At 72.2% G+C, this 18,878-nt stretch carries 21 protein-coding genes; 6 read left to right on the forward strand and 15 right to left on the reverse strand.

What is annotated here, in order from left to right:
- Positions 1 to 103: 103 nt before the first annotated feature.
- The 7 genes from AAG827_RS13540 to moeZ all read right to left on the reverse strand — a co-directional run bounded on the left by AAG827_RS13540 (position 104) and on the right by moeZ (position 6,591).
- Positions 104 to 628, reverse strand: a complete 525-nt coding sequence (locus AAG827_RS13540) for a hypothetical protein (protein ID WP_341926580.1) — start codon at positions 626 to 628, stop codon at positions 104 to 106.
- Positions 625 to 1,923 (reverse strand): DUF58 domain-containing protein, encoded by a 1,299-nt coding sequence (locus tag AAG827_RS13545; RefSeq protein ID WP_341926581.1) that lies wholly within the window; start codon positions 1,921 to 1,923, stop codon positions 625 to 627. Before AAG827_RS13545 ends, AAG827_RS13540 begins: the two co-directional genes overlap by 4 nt.
- 12 nt (positions 1,924 to 1,935) lie before the next feature.
- Complete coding sequence (locus tag AAG827_RS13550; protein WP_341926583.1) at positions 1,936 to 2,958, reverse strand: MoxR family ATPase; 1,023 nt, start codon at positions 2,956 to 2,958, stop codon at positions 1,936 to 1,938.
- Entirely contained in the window at positions 2,955 to 3,428 is a 474-nt protein-coding gene (locus AAG827_RS13555) for a hypothetical protein (RefSeq protein ID WP_341926584.1), read from the reverse strand. Before AAG827_RS13555 ends, AAG827_RS13550 begins: the two co-directional genes overlap by 4 nt.
- Entirely contained in the window at positions 3,425 to 4,213 is a 789-nt protein-coding gene (locus AAG827_RS13560; RefSeq protein WP_341926585.1) for a DUF4129 domain-containing protein, read from the reverse strand. The genes AAG827_RS13555 and AAG827_RS13560 overlap by 4 nt, the downstream gene beginning before the upstream one ends.
- A 104-nt stretch (positions 4,214 to 4,317) precedes the next feature.
- The gene (locus AAG827_RS13565) at positions 4,318 to 5,229 is read right to left on the reverse strand and encodes a hypothetical protein (RefSeq protein ID WP_341926586.1); all 912 of its coding nucleotides are present in this window, start codon (positions 5,227 to 5,229) and stop codon (positions 4,318 to 4,320) included.
- Between the two features lie 135 nt (positions 5,230 to 5,364).
- Positions 5,365 to 6,591, reverse strand: a complete 1,227-nt coding sequence (moeZ, locus tag AAG827_RS13570; protein WP_341926587.1) for an adenylyltransferase/sulfurtransferase MoeZ — start codon at positions 6,589 to 6,591, stop codon at positions 5,365 to 5,367.
- A gap of 260 nt (positions 6,592 to 6,851) precedes the next feature.
- Between moeZ and AAG827_RS13575 the strand changes: the two genes are divergently transcribed.
- Together AAG827_RS13575 and AAG827_RS13580 are read left to right on the forward strand one after the other, a co-directional pair.
- Complete coding sequence (locus tag AAG827_RS13575; protein WP_341926625.1) at positions 6,852 to 7,439, forward strand: TetR/AcrR family transcriptional regulator; 588 nt, start codon at positions 6,852 to 6,854, stop codon at positions 7,437 to 7,439.
- Positions 7,440 to 7,467: 28 nt separating this feature from the next.
- Complete coding sequence (locus AAG827_RS13580) at positions 7,468 to 7,689, forward strand: DUF3107 domain-containing protein (RefSeq protein ID WP_341926588.1); 222 nt, start codon at positions 7,468 to 7,470, stop codon at positions 7,687 to 7,689.
- A 34-nt stretch (positions 7,690 to 7,723) separates the two neighbouring features.
- Here AAG827_RS13580 and AAG827_RS13585 read toward each other — a convergent pair whose 3' ends face one another.
- Positions 7,724 to 8,425, reverse strand: coding sequence for a ferritin-like fold-containing protein (locus tag AAG827_RS13585; RefSeq protein ID WP_341926589.1), 702 nt, complete (start codon positions 8,423 to 8,425; stop codon positions 7,724 to 7,726).
- Positions 8,426 to 8,655: 230 nt separating this feature from the next.
- Between AAG827_RS13585 and AAG827_RS13590 the strand changes: the two genes are divergently transcribed.
- Both AAG827_RS13590 and AAG827_RS13595 read left to right on the forward strand, forming a co-directional pair.
- The gene (locus AAG827_RS13590; protein WP_341926627.1) at positions 8,656 to 10,104 is read left to right on the forward strand and encodes a DEAD/DEAH box helicase; all 1,449 of its coding nucleotides are present in this window, start codon (positions 8,656 to 8,658) and stop codon (positions 10,102 to 10,104) included.
- A 45-nt stretch (positions 10,105 to 10,149) separates the two neighbouring features.
- Positions 10,150 to 10,386: a hypothetical protein gene (locus AAG827_RS13595; RefSeq protein WP_341926590.1), complete on the forward strand. Its 237-nt coding sequence runs from the start codon at positions 10,150 to 10,152 to the stop codon at positions 10,384 to 10,386.
- 21 nt (positions 10,387 to 10,407) lie between these two features.
- On the opposite strand, the gene AAG827_RS13600 is transcribed toward AAG827_RS13595, so the two are convergent.
- Both AAG827_RS13600 and AAG827_RS13605 read right to left on the reverse strand, forming a co-directional pair.
- Positions 10,408 to 11,100 carry a L,D-transpeptidase gene (locus AAG827_RS13600; RefSeq protein WP_341926591.1) on the reverse strand — a complete coding sequence of 231 codons (693 nt, stop codon included), beginning with the start codon at positions 11,098 to 11,100 and terminating at the stop codon, positions 10,408 to 10,410.
- A gap of 4 nt (positions 11,101 to 11,104) precedes the next feature.
- On the reverse strand, positions 11,105 to 11,890 hold the full coding sequence (locus AAG827_RS13605; RefSeq protein WP_341926593.1) for a ParA family protein: 786 nt from the start codon (positions 11,888 to 11,890) through the stop codon (positions 11,105 to 11,107).
- 61 nt (positions 11,891 to 11,951) lie between these two features.
- On the opposite strand from AAG827_RS13605, the gene AAG827_RS13610 reads away from it, so the two are divergent.
- Positions 11,952 to 12,719, forward strand: coding sequence for an SDR family oxidoreductase (locus AAG827_RS13610; protein ID WP_341926595.1), 768 nt, complete (start codon positions 11,952 to 11,954; stop codon positions 12,717 to 12,719).
- Between the two features lie 145 nt (positions 12,720 to 12,864).
- Here AAG827_RS13610 and AAG827_RS13615 read toward each other — a convergent pair whose 3' ends face one another.
- Genes AAG827_RS13615 through AAG827_RS13635 form a run of 5 tightly spaced genes read right to left on the reverse strand, consistent with a single transcriptional unit; the run spans position 12,865 to position 17,629 of the window.
- Positions 12,865 to 13,482 (reverse strand): MarC family protein, encoded by a 618-nt coding sequence (locus tag AAG827_RS13615; RefSeq protein ID WP_309647724.1) that lies wholly within the window; start codon positions 13,480 to 13,482, stop codon positions 12,865 to 12,867.
- Positions 13,479 to 14,357, reverse strand: coding sequence for a PHP domain-containing protein (locus AAG827_RS13620; RefSeq protein ID WP_341926598.1), 879 nt, complete (start codon positions 14,355 to 14,357; stop codon positions 13,479 to 13,481). Before AAG827_RS13620 ends, AAG827_RS13615 begins: the two co-directional genes overlap by 4 nt.
- Before the next feature lie 58 nt (positions 14,358 to 14,415).
- On the reverse strand, positions 14,416 to 15,051 hold the full coding sequence (locus tag AAG827_RS13625; RefSeq protein ID WP_341926599.1) for a DUF6758 family protein: 636 nt from the start codon (positions 15,049 to 15,051) through the stop codon (positions 14,416 to 14,418).
- A gap of 31 nt (positions 15,052 to 15,082) precedes the next feature.
- Positions 15,083 to 15,658, reverse strand: a complete 576-nt coding sequence (locus AAG827_RS13630; protein WP_341926600.1) for a histidine phosphatase family protein — start codon at positions 15,656 to 15,658, stop codon at positions 15,083 to 15,085.
- A gap of 15 nt (positions 15,659 to 15,673) precedes the next feature.
- Positions 15,674 to 17,629 (reverse strand): hypothetical protein, encoded by a 1,956-nt coding sequence (locus AAG827_RS13635; protein ID WP_341926602.1) that lies wholly within the window; start codon positions 17,627 to 17,629, stop codon positions 15,674 to 15,676.
- Between the two features lie 88 nt (positions 17,630 to 17,717).
- On the opposite strand from AAG827_RS13635, the gene AAG827_RS13640 reads away from it, so the two are divergent.
- Entirely contained in the window at positions 17,718 to 18,878 is a 1,161-nt protein-coding gene (locus tag AAG827_RS13640) for an MFS transporter (RefSeq protein ID WP_341926603.1), read from the forward strand.

Consider the following 18,878-nt stretch of genomic DNA (forward strand, 5'->3'; position numbering starts at 1 on the left):
CGGGGGCCGCCACCGACGACGTCCGCGATCGCGCCGTAGGTCGTGACCCGTCCGCGCGGGATCCGCTCGACGACCGACAGCACCTCCTCCACGTAGTCCTCGGTCATGTCGCCCTCCTCGGCCCCAGCGAGGTCGTCGCGACCACCGCCGCCACCGCGAGCGCGGCGACGGCAGCCACCCAGAGGCCGGCCGGCTCAGGCTGGCCCTCCAGGCCCGTGGCCAGCAGCCACACCACCGGTGCGACCAGGAACAGCGCGGACCCGCGCACCAGCCAGGTCAGCGTCAGGCGACGGTCGAGCGGCACGTCGTCCGGGCCGTAGGAGACCACCAGGGCGGACACGTGGGACGCGACCAGGGCGCCGGCAGCGAGCACCGCCTCGGGTGGTGTCGACGGGGAGGAGCCCAACCCCCATGTCAGCAGCACCGTCGCGAAGGCGATCGTGCCGACCGCCGACTCGGGGAACACCGCGAAGCCCAGGCTCGCCACGACGACGACGCCGAGCGCGAGCCGACCGGGCGGGTCGCCGGTGAGACCGGCCGCCCACGTCGCCAGCACCGGGCCGGTCAGCACCACCAGCCGGAGGGCCCACTGCCCCCGGCTCCACGAGCGGATCGCCTGGCCGATCATCGTGACCCCAGGTGCGGCTGGCGGGCGCGGCGGGCCAGGCGGTGGGTGACCTCGTCGATGGTTCCCGGCCCTCGCCACGGCACCACCGGACAGCCGAGCGTCGCCAGGCTCGCCAGCACCTGCTCGCGCTCGAGGCGCCGCATCCGCCACGCCAGGTCGGCCAGGAGCGGGTCGACCTCCGGGGCGAGGCCCGGGTCGGCGTCCGGCGGCATGGTGTCGACGACCAACGTCGGCAGACCGCGGCGTACGGCGGTCGCGGTGAGGGTCGCGACGACCTCGGCCAGCATCGGCGAGAGCACGACGACCATGGTGCCCTCGGTGGCGCGGAGCTGGAGCCGCTCGAGCTCGCCGTCGTGCGCGGCCCCGGGCTGGATCGACGCCAGCGTCCCGAGCACGCGGCGCAGGTGACGCCGGCCGGAGCCGTAGCCGACCTGGAGGGTGGAGCGACCCAGCACCCGCAGCGAGACCCGGTCTCCCTGACGGGTCGCGTGCTCGGCGACCGCGGCGGCGGCGCGGACCGTCAGGTCGAGGCTGCTCTCGGCCCCGTCGACCCCGCCGGAGCGGCCGTGGTCGGCGATCGCGTCGACGACCAGGAGGACGCCCGCGTCCTCCTCGGCGCGGGTCGTGGTGACGTGGAGCTGGTCGGTGCGGGCCGAGACGCGCCAGTTGATGCGGCGCAGGCGGTCGCCGGGCACGAAGGCCCGGATCCCGGCGAACTCCGTGCCGCTGCCCGGACGCGACGAGCGGTGGGCGCCGACGAGTCCCCGCGGCTGGGGCGACTCGGCGTGCGAGGCGTAGTGCAGACCGACCGGCAGCACCCGGACCTGGTCGCCGATGATCGTGCTCGGCCCCCAGCGGAAGCCGGCCCAGGGCGAGGTCAGCGCGACCACCTCCTCGCCCACGACCCGGCGGCCCCACCGCCGGGGGCCGAACTCCAGGTCGACGGCGCCCTCGCCGAGGAGCCCCGTCACCCGGCCGCCGTGGGGGCGGACGGACACGAAGGGCTCGCGCGACGCGACGCGCGTGACCTGCTCGACGTCCTCGGCATCGGACAGGACCAGGCGTGACGTGGTGCCCTGGCCCTCGTGGAGCGCGTGGTGGTCGAAGTCCGAGCGCACCGACGGAGTCCGCCGCGGGCGACCGGCGAGGGCGAGGGCGGTGGCGAGGACCAACGGGGCCACGAGCACCAGCAGCGTGGGGCGGCCGGCGAGCACGGCCGCGACCGTGCCGGACGTGGCGACCACGGCGGCGCGGCTGGTGGCGGCGGTGGGTCGCCACTGCGGGAGGCCGGTCATCACAGGACCGGCTCAGCGCTCGAGCGCCGAGGGCGTCGCGACCCGGTCGAGGACGTCGTCCACGACCGAGGTGCCGCTGCTGGCGCTCATCCAGAGCTCGGGCTTGATCGTGATCCGGTGGGCCAGCACCGGCCGGGCGATCGCCTTCACGTCCTCGGGGACGACGTAGTCGCGACCCCGCAGGAGCGCGAAGGCCCGCGCGGCGAGCACCAGCCCCAAGGAGCCGCGCGGCGACGCCCCGGTCAGCACCTCGCGGTGGGCGCGGGTGGCGACCGCGAGGTCGACGCAGTAGCGCGCGACGCTCGGGTCGACCCGCACCGTCTCGACCGCCTCCTGCATGGCCCGCAGGCCCGCGGCGTCGGTCACCTGGTCCAGGACCACCTCCTCCCGGCCCCGGTCCATGCGCCGGGCCAGCACGTCGTACTCCTCCTGGAGGCTGGGGTAGCCGAAGCCGACCCGCATCAGGAACCGGTCGAGCTGTGCCTCCGGGAGCGGGTAGGTGCCTTCGTACTCGATCGGGTTGGCCGTGGCGACGACGTGGAACGGGTCGGGCAGCGCGAAGGTCTCCCCCTCGACCGTGACCTGGCGCTCCTGCATCGCCTCCAGCAGGGCCGACTGGGTCTTGGGCGGTGTCCGGTTGATCTCGTCGGCCAGCAGCAGCCCCGCGAAGAGCGGACCCTGGCGGAACTCGAACTCGCCGCGACGCTGGTCGTAGAGGAAGGAGCCGGTGAGGTCGGAGGGCAGCAGGTCCGGGGTGAACTGCGCGCGGGAGAAGTCGAGCCCGAGCGCCTGGGCGAACGACCTGGCCGCCAGCGTCTTGCCCAGCCCCGGGAAGTCCTCGATCAGCACGTGGCCCTTGGCGAGCACCGCGGTCAGCACGAGCACCAGCGGCTCCCGCTTGCCGACAACGGCCTGCTGGACCTGGTCGAGCACGCGGCCTGCCGTGGCCGCGGCCTCCTCGGTGGTCATCGAGGTGCCAGCGGGGGTGCCAGCGGGGGTGCCGGCGGGGGCACTCTCGGGGGGCGGCTGGGTCATAGGGACTCGATCCTCTGCACGTGTCGTTCGATCTCGGACCTGGTCAGGCGGCGTGGTGGATCGGTGAACAGGGAGGCCAGCTCGGGGCCCAGCAGCTCACGCCCGCGCGCGGTGTCGGGCTGCTCGCCGTGACGCAGCCTCAGGGTGCGACCGGCCAGCAGCACGAGGCGGTCGCGCAGCGCCCGGTCGGGCAGGGTGGCGGCCAGGTGGCTCTCCATGACGCTGAGGTAGCGCTGGGTCTGCAGGTCGAGACCGCGGGGGGCGGCGGGGCGCACGGTGTCGGCTCTCCAGGTGGGTCCCGGCTCACCCAGGGCGTCGAGCACGAACCCGACGGCGGCGACCACGAGCACGACCAGGAGGCAGGCCCGCAGCGGGTCGAGCCCGGTCTCGGACACCTCGCCGACACCCAGCACCACGGCCGCCACCACGACGGCGAGGGCGCCGCGCCGCCCCCAGCGGACCGGCCTCATCGCGCCCGGCCCCGGTCGAAGACCTGGTCGACGGCTCGGGTGGCCCAACGTCGGGCGAGGTCGGCGTGCAGCTCGTCGAGCGCCGCACCCGCCTCGGCCCGCGCCCGCTCGTCGAGCTCGTGGTCGGAGAAGCGCGCCTCCCGGTAGAGCGCCGCCAGCGTCGACACCGAGTGCCGGTCGGCCGAGACCAGGTCGAGCAGGCGCAGCGTGAACTCCGAGGACGTCTCGTGGGGCAGGCGGGCGACCCCGACGCCGGCCGCCTGGGACTCGAAGCGGTGCCAGCAGGCGACGATCGCGTTGCGGGGCGAGCCCTCGGCGAGCGCGTCACGCTGGTCGGTGGCGTCCTCGAGGATCGCCTGCGCCACGACCGGCGAGGGCTGCGAGAGGATGTCGAAGTCCGCCTCGGGGGACGCCTGAGGGCGTGAGCGGCGCCGCAGCCGCGTCAGTCGTCGTACGACGGCGAGGAGGCGACCACCCAGCAGGACGACCGCCACCAGCACGACCGCCGAGACCACGAGCGTGCCGAGCACCCGGGCCCAGCCCGACGACTCGACCGGGCGCGGGTCGAGCGGTTGCGGGTCAGGGACGGTGCGGGGCCCGGTCGCGGTGTTGGGATCGGTGTTGCGCGACAGCGACACGTCGGCGCTGCCCCGGTCGTCGGCGACGTCGTCCGGCCCGATCGAGGCCGCCCAGGTGCCGAGCACCAGCAGCAGCCCCGTCACCGCCAGGACCCCGAGGACGGCCAGGGCGGACGATCCGCTCCGAGGCGTCCGAGCGTCTGCCATGCGGAGCAACGTACCTCCTGCGCAGGGCGCCGGAGGCGACAGATGGCCCCGTCCTGCGTGAGGACGGGGCCATCGTCATGCTCCCGGGTGGTGCGTCTGGTGCGTCAGAGGATCGGGGCGAACGGCTCCGTGCCCTCGGCCAGCTTGAGGCCGCTGATGCCGCTGAACTGCTGGGCGTAGGAGAGCTCGCGGAACAGGTCGCCGACACCGTTGGAGGCGGGCAGCGGGGCCAGCGCGAGCGTCGACAGGGTGCCGAGGGCCTTGCCCTCACCGTCGAGGAAGGCCGAGCCGGAGTCTCCGGGGACGCCGGGGGTCAGCGTGTAGACCGGGTGGTTCCAGCCGCCACCGTCGGTGCCCAGGCTGATGCCGGTCTTGGGCGAGAGCTGCTCGATGCCGAAGCGGATGCCGGAGTTGCCGAAGCTGTAGACCCGGTCACCCGCGGCCGTCCCTGCCTGGTTGACGCCCACGGGGCCTCCCCAGAACGGGATGCTCGGGTTGACGTCGGCGACGTCGCCGGCGTTGATCTTGACCAGTGCGAAGTCGTTGTAGGCGCACGTGTCGGCGTCGCTCTCGCCACGGCCCTGCATGGTCAGCCAGGAGCTGTAGACCAGCGTGCCGGCACCGACCTGCTCGCCGGCGCTGAGGAGCGAGCCACCGCGGTTGAAGGTCACGCGGGTGCCCAGGGGCAGCGAGTCGGCGAGGCAGCCGTCGGTGTCGGTGGCCTCTCCGGTGCTGGCGCAGTGGGCGGCCTGACCGAGGTAGACAGCACCGGCGGCGTCGGTGAAGACGAAGTTGGCGGTGCACTGACCGCTGCCCGCGGTGTTGGTCTGCACGCCCGGCGTGATGCCGGCCGACGCGGCAGGCGCCCAGGTGGCGACGCGCAGGGTCTTGGCGGGCTTGACGGGCTTGACGGCCTCGGCGCCGGGGGCGCCGGCGAGGGTGACAGCCAGGGCGGCGCTGGAGAACGCGGCGGCCAGACCTGCGAGGCGGCGCGTGGACTTCGGTGCAACGAGCATCGAGTGATAACCCTCCTGAGTGGGTCGGCAACAGCGCCGACGGGTGCGGTCGACGTGCTCAACGACACACCCACACGAAGAGTTACGGGCGAGTAGTCACAAATGACTACTCGCCCGCGACGGGGCTCACTCCGATCAGTACGACGGCTGGCTGGGGTCGATCTGGTTGACCCAGGCCACCACGCCGCCACCGACGTGCACGGCGTCGGCGTAGCCGGCACCCTTCACGATGGCGAGGGTCTCGGCGGAGCGGACACCGGACTTGCAGTGCATGACGATCTGCTTGCCCGTGTCGACAGAGGGAAGCTGCGACAGCGCTGTCCCGTTGAGGAAGTCACCCTTGGGGATCAGCACCGAGCCGGGGATCTTGTTGATCTCGAACTCGTTGGGCTCGCGCACGTCGACGAGGACGAAGTCGCGGGCGCCCTCCTCGCGCTCCTTGAGCATGTGCTCGAGCTGGGTGACCGAGATCGTGGAGCCGGCGGCCGCGTCGGCCGCCTCCTCCGAGATCGCACCGCAGAACGCGTCGTAGTCGATCAGGCCGGTGACCGTGGCGTTCTCGCCGCAGAGCGCGCAGTTGGGGTCCTTGCGGACCTTGAGCTTGCGCCACTCCAGCTCGAGGGCGTCGTAGATGACCAGCTTGCCGACGGCCGGGTCGCCGATGCCGGCGAGGACCTTGATGGCCTCGTTGACCTGGATCGAGCCGATCGCGGCGCACAGGACACCGAGGACGCCGCCCTCGGCGCAGCTCGGGACCATGCCCGGCGGCGGGGGCTCGGGGTAGAGGCAGCGGTAGCAGGGAGCGTCGACGCTCTCGCCGTCCTCGTCGGTGGCGTGCGGCCAGAAGACCGACGCCTGACCGTCGAAGCGGTAGATCGAGCCCCAGACGTAGGGGATCTTCAGGAAGTAGGCAGCGTCGTTGACCATGTAGCGGGTCGCGAAGTTGTCGGTGCCGTCGACGATGAGGTCGTAGCCCTCGAACACCTGCAGCACGTTGTCGTTGTCCAGGCGCTCCTCGTGCAGCACCACGTTGACGTAGGGGTTGGCCTCGGCGATGGACTCCTTCGCGGAGACCGCCTTGGACTTCCCGATGTCGGACTGCGTGTGGATGATCTGGCGCTGCAGGTTGGACTCGTCGACCTCGTCGAACTCCGCGATGCCGAGGGTGCCGACACCGGCGGCGGCGAGGTAGAGCAGCGCGGGACTGCCGAGGCCGCCGGCCCCGATGACCAGCACCTTGGCGTTCTTGAGCCGCTTCTGCCCGGACATGCCCACGTCGGGGATGATCAGGTGGCGGCTGTAACGACGTACCTCGTCGATGGTCAGCTCGTCGGCGGGCTCGACCAGCGCGGGAAAACTCACGGCGTACTCCTCGAAACGGTGGGGACGGTGCTCGGGCTGCTCTGGGTGCAACACCTGCGACAACACGGTGACCGCCTCTCATGTTCCCCGTCCGGGCCCGGCCGACCGCGCCGCGTCCCGTCATCCGGACCAGGTGACCAACGAGTAGGCTCGCAGCCGACAACAGCCAGGACCCCGCTCCGGGGCCCTCCGGGCACGAGGAGCACACGGTGAGCGCAGGTCAGTACGACGTCGGGGGTGCGCGCCCGCGAGGCGCCCGCATGCCGCGCCGTGAGCGCCGCGCCCAGCTCTTGTCCTCCGCGCTGGAGATCTTCGTCGCCCAGGGCTACCACGCCGCCGCGATGGACGACATCGCCGAGCGGGCGGGGGTCTCCAAGCCGGTGCTCTACCAGCACTTCCCCGGCAAGCTCGAGCTCTACCTCGCGCTGCTGGACACCTCCTGCGACCAGATCATCGAGAACTGCCGCGTCGCCCTGGCCTCGACCCAGGACAACAAGCTGCGCGTGGGCGCGACCATCGACGCCTTCTTCGAGTACGTCGCCAACGACTCCGGCGCCTTCCGCCTGGTCTTCGAGTCCGACCTGACCAACGAGCCCGCCGTGCGCGAGCACGTCGAGCGCGTCACGACCGAGTGCGCGGCCCTGATCGCGCACGTCATCGCCGACGACACGGGCCTGCCCGAGACCGCCTCACGGCTGCTCGCGGTGTCCCTCGTGGGCATGGCTCAGGTCAGCGCGCGGTTCTGGCTCAGCGAGGCCGGGGGCATCTCCCGCACGGAGGCAGCCGCCCTTGTGTCAGCCTTGGCCTGGCGCGGCATCCGCGGCTACCCCAAGACCGACGAACACTGACGTAAGTCTGACGAGAAGGAGACGACCTGTGGAGGTCAAGATCGGCGTCCAGTACGCCTCGCGAGAGCTGGTCGTGGAGACCGACGAGACTGCGGAGGCGGTCGAGAAGGTCGCCGCCGAGGCGCTCAAGGAGGACGGTGTCTTCGCCCTGACCGACACCAAGGGCCGCAAGACCCTGGTCCCCGGCTCCAAGATCACCTACATCGAGATCGGTGGCGGCGTCGCCGGCCACGTGGGGTTCCGCTCCTAGGGACGACCACCCCGCTGGTCGGGCTCGGCCTCGTCTAGCTGTCGAGGCCCAGCTCGGCCATGCGCTCGGCGTGCCGCTCGGTGAGCCGGGTGAACATCCGCCCGATCGCGGCGAGGTCGAGACCGGGGCGGTCGACGCCGCCGGCCAGCAGCGCCGTGAGGGCGTCCCGCTCGGCGGCGACCCGCTGGGCCTGGGTGAGCGCCTCCCCCATCAGCCGGCGGCCCCAGAGCGCGAGCCGGCCGCCGAGGCGGTGGTCGGCCGCGATGGCCTCACGCACCTTCTCGACGACGAACGCCGAGTTGCCGGCGGTGTCGACCGAGGACACGACCAGGTCGCGGGTGTCGGGGTCGAGGTAGGCCGCGATCTCGCGGTAGAAGTCGTTGGCCAGCCCGTCGCCGACGTAGGCCTTGACGAGTCCCTCGGACCAGTCGGCCGGGGCGGTGTGGGCGTGGAAGAGGTCGACCGCGGAGCGGAACGGCGCCATGGCGGCGAAGGGCTCCCCGCCGAGCTCGGTGATGCGGTCCCGGAGCGGGCCGACCTTGTCCAGCTCGGCGGAGGCCATCGCGGCGAGCGCGACCTTGTCCTCGAGCGTCGGGGCCAGCTTGGCGTCCTCGGCGAGCCGCTCGAAGGCGGTGATCTCGCCGTACGCGATCACGGCCAGCAGGTCGACCACGGCCTCGCGGTAGACAGGGTCAGCGAAGGCGACCGGGACGTCGTCGGACACAGATGCGGGCATGATCGCACCCTACCGATAGACTGAGGGTCACTGTTGCCGCCGTCGGCGGCCCGTATGTGCGCGGCCGAGTGTGAATCTGCCGCATCCGACTTCTGTTTCGGCTGACCGGCTGAACCACTGCGAAAGCGATAGCACCCGTGACCACGACCTTCCGTGAGCTGGGCGTCCTGCCCCTCATCTGCGACGCCCTCGAGCGCGCCGGCATCACCACCCCCTTCGCCATCCAGGAGATGACCCTCTCCGTCGCCCTGATGGGCACCGACCTGATCGGCCAGGCCCGCACGGGCACCGGCAAGACGCTGGCCTTCGGCATCCCCGTCCTCCAGCGCAGCGTCGTCTCCACCGACCCCGCCTACGCCGACCTGCCGCAGGGCAAGCCGCAGGCGCTGATCGTCGCCCCGACCCGTGAGCTCGCGCTCCAGGTCTCCAACGACCTCCACCTCGCCAGCAAGGACCTCGGCCTGCGCGTGCTGACCGTCTACGGCGGCGTCGGCTACGACACCCAGCTCGACGCTCTCCAGACCGGCGTCGACGTCGTGGTCGGCACCCCGGGCCGCCTCATCGACCTGGCCAACCGCAAGGCCCTCGACCTCTCCCACGTGCACGCGCTGGTGCTCGACGAGGCCGACGAGATGCTCGACCTGGGCTTCCTGCCCGACGTCGAGCGCCTGCTCAAGATGACGCCCGAGACGCGTCAGACGATGCTCTTCTCCGCGACGATGCCCGCCGCGATCGTCGCCCTGGCCCGCACCCACATGCGTCACCCGATGAACATCCGCGCCGAGTCGTCCTACGACACCACGATGGTGCCCGCGACCGCGCAGTTCATCTACCAGGCCCACGACCTCGACAAGCCCGAGATCATCGGCCGGGTCCTGCAGGCCGAGGACGCCGGCAAGATCATCGTCTTCACCCGCACCAAGCGTCAGGCCCAGCGCGTCGCCGACGACCTGGCCGAGCGCGGCTTCAGCGCGAGCCCCCTGCACGGCGACATGGCCCAGATCGCCCGCGAGAAGGCGCTCGCCAAGTTCCGCGAGGACAAGATCCGCGTGCTCGTCGCGACCGACGTCGCCGCGCGCGGCATCGACGTCGCCGGCGTCTCCCACGTCATCAACTACACCTGCCCCGAGGACGACAAGACCTACGTCCACCGCATCGGCCGCACCGGCCGCGCGGGCGCCTCGGGCATCGCGATCACCTTCGTCGACTGGGCCGACATCACCCGGTGGAAGGTCATCAACAAGACCCTCGACCTGCCCTTCGACGAGCCGCAGGAGACCTACTCCACCTCCGAGCACCTCTACCACGACCAGGGCATCGCCCCGGGCACGAAGGGTCGCATCGTCGACCCCGCCCCGGTGGAGCGCAAGCCCCGCGAGGACCGTGGTGACCGGGGCGACCGCAGTGGCGACCGTGGTGGCGACCGTCGTCGCAGCGAGTCGGGCGCCGACCGTCCCAAGCGCAACCGCAGCCGCAGCCGCACCCGCAGCGGTGGGGCCGGCAGCAGCGAGGGCGCGGGCTCCCCCGAGACCAGCACCGCCAGTGCCCCCAGCTCCTCCAGCACCGAGGGCAGCGGCTCCGGCAGCAGCGAGGGCGCGGGTCGCACCCGCAGCCGTCGTCGCCGCGGCGGCTCCGGCGCCTCGGGTGGCGAAGCCGGGACCACCCCGCAGTCGGTCTGACCGTCCTGGCTAGGCTCGGCGCTCCCCTACGTCAGGAGCACGAGCATGGCCACGTACGACGCCAACCTGCAGGCCGCTGTCGACGCGACGTCGGTCGCGAAGTCGGCCGGCGAGACCGACCTGGTCACCTACCTGCGCGACCAGCTCGCCGAGCGTGACATCGAGACCGGCGACCAGGCGTGGCTCGACCTGATGGTCCAGCGCATCGGCGAGGACCCCAACTACATGATCGAGAGCGAGCCGTCCGACTACGAGCGGCCCGAGCCGAAGCTCCCGCGCTGAGGGTGCTGCGACGCGGTCGCTTCAGACGGTGACGACGACGGTCGTGCCGAGGGGCGCGAAGTCCCAGAGCGCGATCGCGTCGGAGCGGCGCTGCCGGATGCAGCCGTGCGACAGCGGGGTGCCGAGCTCGTCGAAGCCCTGGATCCGCTCGCCGTCGAGCACCGGGATGTCGTGGAAGCCGATCGCGGCACCGGTGTCGCCCTGGGTGAAGCGCACGAAGTACTTCATCGTGCCCGAGTCGTCGATCCCGACCGCGTCCTCGGAGCGGGAGTAGACCTCGAAGGTGCCGGGCTCGAGGTTGTCGTAGATGCTGCCGGACACGAGGTAGGTCTTCGCCACCTCGTCGCCCTCCTCGACCAGCCACACCCGCTGCCGTCCCTCGCTGAACACCACCCGACGACCCTCGCCGGAGTCGGCCGGCAGGGTCTTGTCGGCCCGCTGCGCCACCTTGGCGAGCTCGCCGGCAGCCGCCGGGTCGACCTGGACCGACGACACGGCCGGGTCCAGCGCGGTCGTCGAGGGCTCGTCGTACGACGGCTGCGGCGAGGTGTCGGCGACGTCGCGGTCCACGCTGACCGACGCCCGCGCGGGGTCGGCCGACTGGGGCAGGGCGCCCGTGCCGCCGAGGACCGCGATCAGCGTGACGGCGAGCGAGGAGCCCAGGACGGCGATCCGGCCGTAGCGTGGCCGGACCTCGGCGCGGTGCTTGCCCACCGACTCAGCCTCGGCCGGCCCGGGTCACGAGGTTGGCGGCGACGGCGCGGTAGGCCTGGGCCCCCTTGCTCGTGCGGCTCGTGGCGAGGATCGAGCGGCCGGCGGCGGGCGCCTCGGCGAACTTGATGGTCTTGGGGATCGGGGGCTCGACGACGTCGAGCTCATAGGTCTCCGAGATGGTCTCGAGGACGGTGCGCGAGTGGGTGGTGCGGCCGTCGTAGAGCGTCGGGAGCACGCCCCAGACCTCGAGGCCGCGGTTGGTGAAGCGGCGCACGTCGTGGACGGTGTCGAGCAGCTGCCCCACACCGCGGTGGGACAGGGTCTCGCACTGGAGCGGGATCAGGACGCCGTCGGCGGCCGTGAGGGCTGCGACCGTGAGCACGCCGAGCGAGGGCGGGCAGTCGAGCAGGATCCAGTCGTAGTGGGTGCCCTTCTCCTCGAGGTCCTCGACCACGCCGCGCAGGACCTGCTCGCGTCCGGTGCGGGTCAGCAGGTCGGCTTCGGCGCGGGCCAGCTCGATGGTGGCGGGCAGGAGGTCGACGCCGTCCTCGGTCGCGATGATCACCTCGGTGGGGTCGAGCCCCTTGGTGAGCACGTGGTGGACCGACAGCTCGAGGTCCTCGGGGTCGATGCCGAGGGAGAAGGTCAGGCACGCCTGGGGGTCGAGGTCGACCAGCAGGACGGAGTGGCCCAGCTCCGCCAGGGCGGCACCGATCGAGGCCACCGAGGTCGTCTTGGCGACGCCACCCTTCTGGTTGGCGATCGCGAGGGTCGTGCGCTTCGTGCTCATCGGGGTCCATCATGCCGGACTCCCCCGCGAGGGTGGGGATCCCACCTGTTTCACTTGGCTCATGTCGAGCACCCGCACCGCCCTCGTGACCGGCGCCACCGCCGGCATCGGCCACTCCTTCGCCCAGCACCTCGCCCGTCGAGGTCACGACCTGGTCCTCGTCGCGCGCGACGCGTCCCGCCTGGAGGCCGTCGCCGCCGAGCTCACCGCGGCCCACGGCGTGCAGGTCGAGGTGCTGCGGGCCGACCTCGCCGACCGTGCGCAGCTGGCGACCGTCGAGGCCCGGCTGGCCGACCCCGAGCGGCCCGTCGAGCTGCTGGTCAACAACGCCGGCTTCGGGCTCAAGGAGCGCTTCCTCGACAACTCCGCCGACACCGAGACCGAGATGCTCGAGGTCCTCGTCACGGCGGTGCTGCGGCTCACGCACGCCGCGCTGGGCCCGATGGCCGAGCGCGGCCACGGCGGCGTCATCAACGTCTCGTCGGTGGCGGCCTTCCTGCCCCGTGGCACCTACTCGGCCGCCAAGGCCTGGGTCAACAGCTTCAGCGAGTGGGCCGCCCACGAGTACCGCCCGCAGGGCGTCACCGTGATGTCGTTGTGCCCCGGCTTCACCAAGACCGAGTTCCACGAGCGGATGGACGTCAGCCGCGCCTCCGCACCCGACTTCCTGTGGCTGGACGTGGACTTCCTGGTGTCCAAGGCGCTGAGCGACTACGACAAGGGACGGGTCTTCTCGATCCCCGGCGCGCAGTACAAGGCGATCACGACGCTGACCCGCCTGGTGCCCAGCAGTGCGCTCCAGCGACTGCAGTCGCTGGGTCGCAAGTAGGGCGGACGCGAGGTCGTCATGACCACCCTCGGAGCGGACCGTCGTCCCACGCTTGTGAGAGGGGTCCACGTGGCCCCCTCTCACGAGTGCGCGGGAGGGCACTCCTGCTGGCGCGTAGCCGAACCGGAGGCCTGACAGCCCGAAGCTAGCCCTCGCCGGCGATGAACGCCCGGACCGCGTCGGCGACGAGCTGCACGGCGATGGCCGAGAGCAGCAGCCCGGCGATGCGGGTGACGAGCAGGACGCCGCTCTCGCGGATGACCCGCAGGATCGGCAGCGAGTAGCGCATCGCGAGCCACAGGCTGACGTGCACGAGGATGACGCCGAGCGCCACCGCGACGAAGGACGCGCCGCTGTCGACGTCGCGGCTGAAGAGCATGGTCGCGACGATGGCGCCGGGCCCGGCGAGCAGCGGGGTGCCGAGCGGGACGAGCGCGACGTTGGCGCCGGCCTGAGCGGTCGGCTCCTTCTCGTTGCCGGTCAGCAGCTCGAGCGCCACGAGCAGCAGCAGGAGGCCGCCGGCGCACTGGAGCGCAGGCAGCGAGATGTGGAGGTACTGCAGGATCTGCTGGCCGAAGAAGGCGAAGAGCGTGATCACGAAGAACGACACCGCCACGGCCTGCCACGCCGCCCTGCGGGCGGTCGCGGCCGAGCGGCCACTGGTCAGCGACAGGAAGATCGGCACCGTGCCGACCGGGTCCATGATCACGAAGAGCGTCACGAAGACCTCGACGAGCAGGACCGTGTCGAGGATCGAGCTCACGGGCGGAGGACCTCCGGGGTGGGGCGTCCCGAGCGCGCCGAGGCGGTGGCGGCCAGGTCGAGCAGGCGTTCGTAGTGGTCGGGCGAGGTGGTGTTGCACCCGAGGTCGTGGTCCACCTTGCCGAGCCCGTGGTAGTCGCTGGAGCCGGTCATGACCAGCCCGAGGTTGCGCCCGATGGCGCGCAGCCGCTCCCGGTCGTCCGCATCGTGGTCCTGGTGGTCGACCTCGATGCCGGCCAGGCCCACCTCGACGAGTCCCGCGAGCGTCTCCTCCCCCGGCTCACCCGACGTGCGACGGCCCCACGCGTGGGCGATGACGCTCACCCCGCCGGCGTCGGTGACGGAGCGGATCACGTCGACGAGCGAGGCGGCGTAGCGGTCGACGTAGGCCGGACGCCCGGGGTTGAGCAGCGTGCGGAAGGCCTCGCCGCGGTCGGCGACGGCGCCGAGCTCGACCAGCGCGTCGGCGACGTGCGGTCGTCCGGTCGCGGCGGTGCCGTCGGCCACGCGTCGCACGTCGGCGATGTCGATGTCGATGCCGTGCTCGCGCAGCCGGTCGAGCATGGCCGGCACCCGCGACGTGCGCCCGTCGAGGATCTTGTCCAGGGCGGTGTCGAGGCCCGGGTGGGTGGGATCGGGCAGGTAGGCGAGCAGGTGCACGCCGACACCCTGGTGCTTGGTGCTGATCTCCATGCCGCGCACGAGTTCGATGCCCACCTCGGCCGCGGCCAGCGCCGCCTCGTCCCAGCCGGTGGCCGTGTCGTGGTCGGTGATCGCCACGACGTCCAGGCCGGCCGCACCCGCCGCACGGACGAGGTCGCCGGGCGTCTCGGTCCCGTCGCTCGCCCGGGAGTGGGTGTGGAGGTCGATGCGCACCTGCCAAGGCTAGGCCTCGCCGCCCCCACCTGCTGATTCAGCGAGAGCATGACGCCGGTCACCAGAGCGGCGCAGGACCACCGAAGGGCAGCTCGAGCAGCGGGGGGCCGACCTCGGAGAGGTCGCGCAGGATCCAGTCGTCGCGCAGCAGCAGCATCGCCGACGCCGGGTGGAAGATCAGCCACAGCCACCGGCCGGAGGCCTCGCCGGCCATCACCGACCGGTCCCACTCCGACGACGCGTTGCTCGTCGAGACCGCCCAGAGCGGCACGGCCTGGTGGTCGATGCGCACCTTGGCCATCGGTGAGCCGGCGCTGATCTCGCTGCCGGGGTCGTCGTGGCGGGTGCCGGCGATCCGCGCGCCGAGGCCGACCCCGGCCTCCTCGCTGACGATGATCAGGTCGACCGGCCCGTCGAGCTCGCTCGCGCCGGAGCAGGCGATCATCGTGGCGCGAGCGCGCTCGGGGTCGGTCCCCACCACGGCGAAGTCGGTGACGCTCCACCCCGGCGGCACCGGCCACGGGATCAGGGTGGGAAACCCGACCGAGGCGCGCAGGTGGTCGGCGAACGCGTCGTACGACGACTCGGCCGGACGCCACAGCGGCGCCACGTCACCGTGCTCGGGACAGCTCCACCGCTCGTCGACCCGGGCGATCGGGGTGGGGCAGCGCGGGCAGCCGGCGGTCAGGGACATGCGCCCACGGTCACGGGTCCGGAGAGCCTCGTCAAGAGTTCCACCTCAGGACCACCGGGCTCTCGCGCTCGTAGCCCAGGACCGAGACCGTGGCGGTGTCGAGCCGGAAGAGCCGGCCGTCCTGCACCGGCAGCCCCAGCCAGCGGGCGGTGAGCACCCGCAACGAGTGGCCGTGGGCGAAGACCAGCGTCGGACCGCTCGCCCGCCGGGCCCGCTCGAGGACACGGTCGAGGCGGGCGCCGACCTCGTCGGGACCCTCGCCCCCGGGGCAGCCACCGGTCCAGACCGTCCAGCCCGGGACGGACTCACGGATCTGGGGCGTCGTGATGCCCTCGTAGTCGCCGTAGGCCCACTCGACGAGGTCCTCGTCGACCTCGGCGTGGGCGAACCCCGCGAGCTCCGCCGTGCGGCGGGCACGGCGGCGCGGGCTGGTCAGCACCTGCGCGAAGGCGGTCCCCGCCGATCCCGCCAGGCGCGGGCCGAGCTCGCGGGCGAGCTCCTCGCCGTGCGGCAGGAGAGGCAGGTCGGTGACGGAGGTGTGGCGGCCGTTCTCGCTCCACTCGGTGGGCCCGTGCCGGACCAGCCAGAGCTCTGCGTGCTCACTCATGACCACCATCCTGGGTCACCCCTCGGCGAGCACGACCACCCGGTCACCCGGCACCACGTCGAAGGTGCGGGACTTGGCCGGGTTGACCACCACCCCGAAGCCGGCGACGTCGTCGCCGGCGAGGGTCTCGGACTTGTAGCCGATCGCGGTCTCCCCCCGGGCTGCGGCTCCGGCGATCACGGTGGCGTAGCTGACCGCGCGGCCGGGCTGGACGTACCACTCGGCGGGGCGCAGGTAGATCTCGCTGCCCTCCTCGCCGAGCAGCTGCCCGAAGACGGCCTCGAGCCGACGGTCCTCGGAGAGCTGGGTGACCAGCAGGCTCACGATCTCGCCGCTGACGACCACGTCGTCGACATGGGCCACCTGGGCAAGCACGCGGTTGCGGTCGTCGAGCATCTCGCTCACGACCGGGGTGAAGGAGTCCATGCGGCTGAGGATGTCGCGCACGTGCAGGAGCGTCACCAGCGTGCGCGCGTCGGCGGCCTGCACGGCCAGGTGGTCGGAGTAGCAGAGCACGATCACCTGGTCGAGGCCCGGCACGACGTGGCTCTCGAGCGTCGCCCGGTCGGTCGTCGACGCGGCGACCACGGTGACCGCGAGGTTCTCCAGGACCGGGACGACCGGCTGGCCGAACGACGTCACGACGGTGAGCGTCGAGCCCGGCGGGGCGTAGTTGTCGAGCTCGCGCAGGATGATCGGCGCCCGCTCGTTCCATCCGATCAGGACCGCCTGGGTGGGGTGCTCCTCGGTCTCGACCTGGGTCCCGAGCCCACCGAGGTCGGGCTGCGTGGCGGCACGGTTCTGGTGGTCGAGGCCCTCGTCGTCCTCGGCGACGACCACGAGCGTGCTGTTGCCCACCCGGGTGTCCCCCGGCGGGTTGAGCGTCGGCACGCCGTCCTGCACCAGCCCGATGACCGAGGCCTTCTCGAAGGCGAGCAACGCCTCGGCGTACGTCAGGTCGGCGAGGCCGTGCTGCTCAAGGAAGTAGATCTCGTCGCCGTCGTAGTCGAAGAGCTCGGTGTAGACGGCGGCGGCACCGGACTGCCGTGAGGTCTGCACGACCAGCTTGGCGACCGTCTCGCGGATGTCGAGCAGGACGGTCCGGTCGGCCCCGACCAGCCGCGCGGCCTCGAGGTTGGTGGGGTTGCGGATCTCGGCGACGATGTTGGGCCCGTCCTCACCGCCGTGGGTCAGGGCCAGCAGGGTCTTGATGACCTCGCTGTCGGGGTCCTCCGAATCGGGCGCGAGGAGGATCACCGAGCGGGCGCTGGTGTGGCTGCTGAGCAGCAGGTCGTCGATGTCCATCGGGGAGCCGGAGCGGCAGATGACCCGCGTGCCCCGGAGGTCGGGCACCTTCGCCTTGACCTCGTCCTCCATGTCGACCTTGTCGCGGTCGGCCAGGATCACGATGACCGGCTTGGAGCGGCTCTCGTTGGCGATGGTGAGCTCGCTGATGATCGTGTAGATCGAGTCCGACCAGCCCAGGATCACCGTGTGGTCGCGCTCCAGGACGATGGAGCGGCCCCGTCGCAGGTCGGCCAGCTTGGTGTCGATGCCCGCGGCGATGACGCCGATGAGCGCGCTGACGATGAAGAGACCGGCGATCGTCAGCGCCAGCATGGTCAGCACGAAGCGCCAGGAGCTGGGGTCGTCCCCGCCGATCGTGCCCGGATCGAGGGCGTGCAGCAGGCTGTAGAACATCTCGTGGAGGAAGCTGTCGGGCACGCCCTCCGCCTCCGGGCGCAGGCCCAGCAGCGACACGAACACCGAGAAGACCACGATGAGGACGAGCGTGGCCACGCTCAGCCAGGCGATCAGGGCCGGGGTGCCGCGCGACATGGAGTTGTCGAAGCGGTAGCGCAGCTTGTCGCCCAGGTCCGACCGCGGCGCGTTGGCCGAGCGGTTGGCCGACCCTCCGCGAGCCATCGCCTTGGCGGTGCGCATGCGCATCTGCTGGCCGGTGCGAGCCATGTGTGTCTCCTCGTTTCGTCCTGCGAATACTGGCGCAGTTGAGGGCGGGCGGCACCGGTTTCGTCCCGACTCGTGTCACGATCGGCCGGTGGAACTGCGCGCGTCGCGGCTCGCCGTCGCGGCCGCCTTCCTCAGCCAGGGGCTGGTGTTCATCAGCCTGACCACGCGGCTGCCGGACTACCAGGACCGCTGGGACATCTCCGAGCTCACCTTGTCCCTCCTCCTGCTGATGATGGTGCTGCTCGCCGGGGTCGGCTCGGTGGTGGCCGAGGCACTCGCCAAGCGCCGTGACAGTGCCTGGCTGCTGCGGCTCGGCCTCGTGCTCACCGCCCTGGCCGTCCCCGTGCTCACCACCGCGCCGGCGATCGGGGTCTTCGTCGGTGGGCTGGCCGTCTACGGCGTCGCGCTCGGGGTCGTCGACGCCACCACCAACATGCAGGCCGTCGCCGTCGAGCACGCCTACGGCCGACCGATCCTGCCGTCCTTCCACGGCGCCTGGACCCTCGGCGGCATCATCGGCGCCGCCCTGACCCTGGCCACCTCCGCCCTGCCGCTCGAAGTGGCCGCGGGGGTCGCCGCCGTGCCGCTCGCCGTGCTGTTCCTGCCGTTCCTCCCCCGGGCCGCAGGCGTCCTGCCGACCGTGCCCTCCGACGTACCGTGGCGACCGTTGCTCCTGGTCGGCCTCGGCATGGTCGTCTTCTACATGGTCGACACCGCCGCCCAGACCTGGGGCGCGGTCTACCTCGACACCACGCTCTCCACCCCCGACGGCCTCGTGGCCCTCGCGACCCTTCCCTACCTCGTGGCCAGCCTGGCTATGAGGCTCGGCGGCGACGGCCTCGTACGCTCCTACGGCGCGGTGCGCGTGATCCGGGTCGGGGCGCTGGTCTCGTGCGGCGCGCTCGTGGTCGTCGTGCTCGCGCCGTCCTGGCCGGTCGCCGTGCTCGGCTTCACGCTGCTGGGAGCCGGCGTCGCGGTCATCGCGCCGCTGTCGTTCTCGGCCGCCGCGCGCATCGCCGGTGAGGGCGTGGACGAGGCGTCACGCCAGGCCCGCGTCGACGCCGTGATCGGCCGCTTCAACCAGTTCAACTACGCCGGCGCCCTGCTCGGTGCCGTGCTCACCGGCGCGGTCGGCCGCGACGACCTGCGCCTCGGCTTCGCGATCCCAATGGTGCTCGTCCTCGCCCTGCTGCCGCTGGCGCGCGCGTTCGCTCCGGCGGCCGGGGAGCCGGTGGCCGCGGAGCGATGA

The organism is Nocardioides psychrotolerans (assembly GCF_943371775.1).
GTDB classification, from domain to species: Bacteria; Actinomycetota; Actinomycetes; order Propionibacteriales; family Nocardioidaceae; genus Nocardioides; species Nocardioides psychrotolerans_A.

Coding starts and splice junctions, on each gene's coding strand:
- AAG827_RS13540 (WP_341926580.1), bottom strand. CDS start 628: ATGATCGGCCAGGCGATCCGCTCGTGGAGCCGGGGGCAGTGGGCCCTC.
- AAG827_RS13545 (WP_341926581.1), bottom strand. CDS start 1,923: ATGACCGGCCTCCCGCAGTGGCGACCCACCGCCGCCACCAGCCGCGCC.
- AAG827_RS13550 (WP_341926583.1), bottom strand. CDS start 2,958: ATGACCCAGCCGCCCCCCGAGAGTGCCCCCGCCGGCACCCCCGCTGGC.
- AAG827_RS13555 (WP_341926584.1), bottom strand. CDS start 3,428: ATGAGGCCGGTCCGCTGGGGGCGGCGCGGCGCCCTCGCCGTCGTGGTG.
- AAG827_RS13560 (WP_341926585.1), bottom strand. CDS start 4,213: ATGGCAGACGCTCGGACGCCTCGGAGCGGATCGTCCGCCCTGGCCGTC.
- AAG827_RS13565 (WP_341926586.1), bottom strand. CDS start 5,229: ATGCTCGTTGCACCGAAGTCCACGCGCCGCCTCGCAGGTCTGGCCGCC.
- AAG827_RS13575 (WP_341926625.1), top strand. CDS start 6,852: ATGCCGCGCCGTGAGCGCCGCGCCCAGCTCTTGTCCTCCGCGCTGGAG.
- AAG827_RS13585 (WP_341926589.1), bottom strand. CDS start 8,425: ATGCCCGCATCTGTGTCCGACGACGTCCCGGTCGCCTTCGCTGACCCT.
- AAG827_RS13590 (WP_341926627.1), top strand. CDS start 8,656: ATGACCCTCTCCGTCGCCCTGATGGGCACCGACCTGATCGGCCAGGCC.
- AAG827_RS13595 (WP_341926590.1), top strand. CDS start 10,150: ATGGCCACGTACGACGCCAACCTGCAGGCCGCTGTCGACGCGACGTCG.
- AAG827_RS13605 (WP_341926593.1), bottom strand. CDS start 11,890: ATGAGCACGAAGCGCACGACCCTCGCGATCGCCAACCAGAAGGGTGGC.
- AAG827_RS13610 (WP_341926595.1), top strand. CDS start 11,952: ATGTCGAGCACCCGCACCGCCCTCGTGACCGGCGCCACCGCCGGCATC.
- AAG827_RS13625 (WP_341926599.1), bottom strand. CDS start 15,051: ATGTCCCTGACCGCCGGCTGCCCGCGCTGCCCCACCCCGATCGCCCGG.
- AAG827_RS13630 (WP_341926600.1), bottom strand. CDS start 15,658: ATGAGTGAGCACGCAGAGCTCTGGCTGGTCCGGCACGGGCCCACCGAG.
- AAG827_RS13635 (WP_341926602.1), bottom strand. CDS start 17,629: ATGGCTCGCACCGGCCAGCAGATGCGCATGCGCACCGCCAAGGCGATG.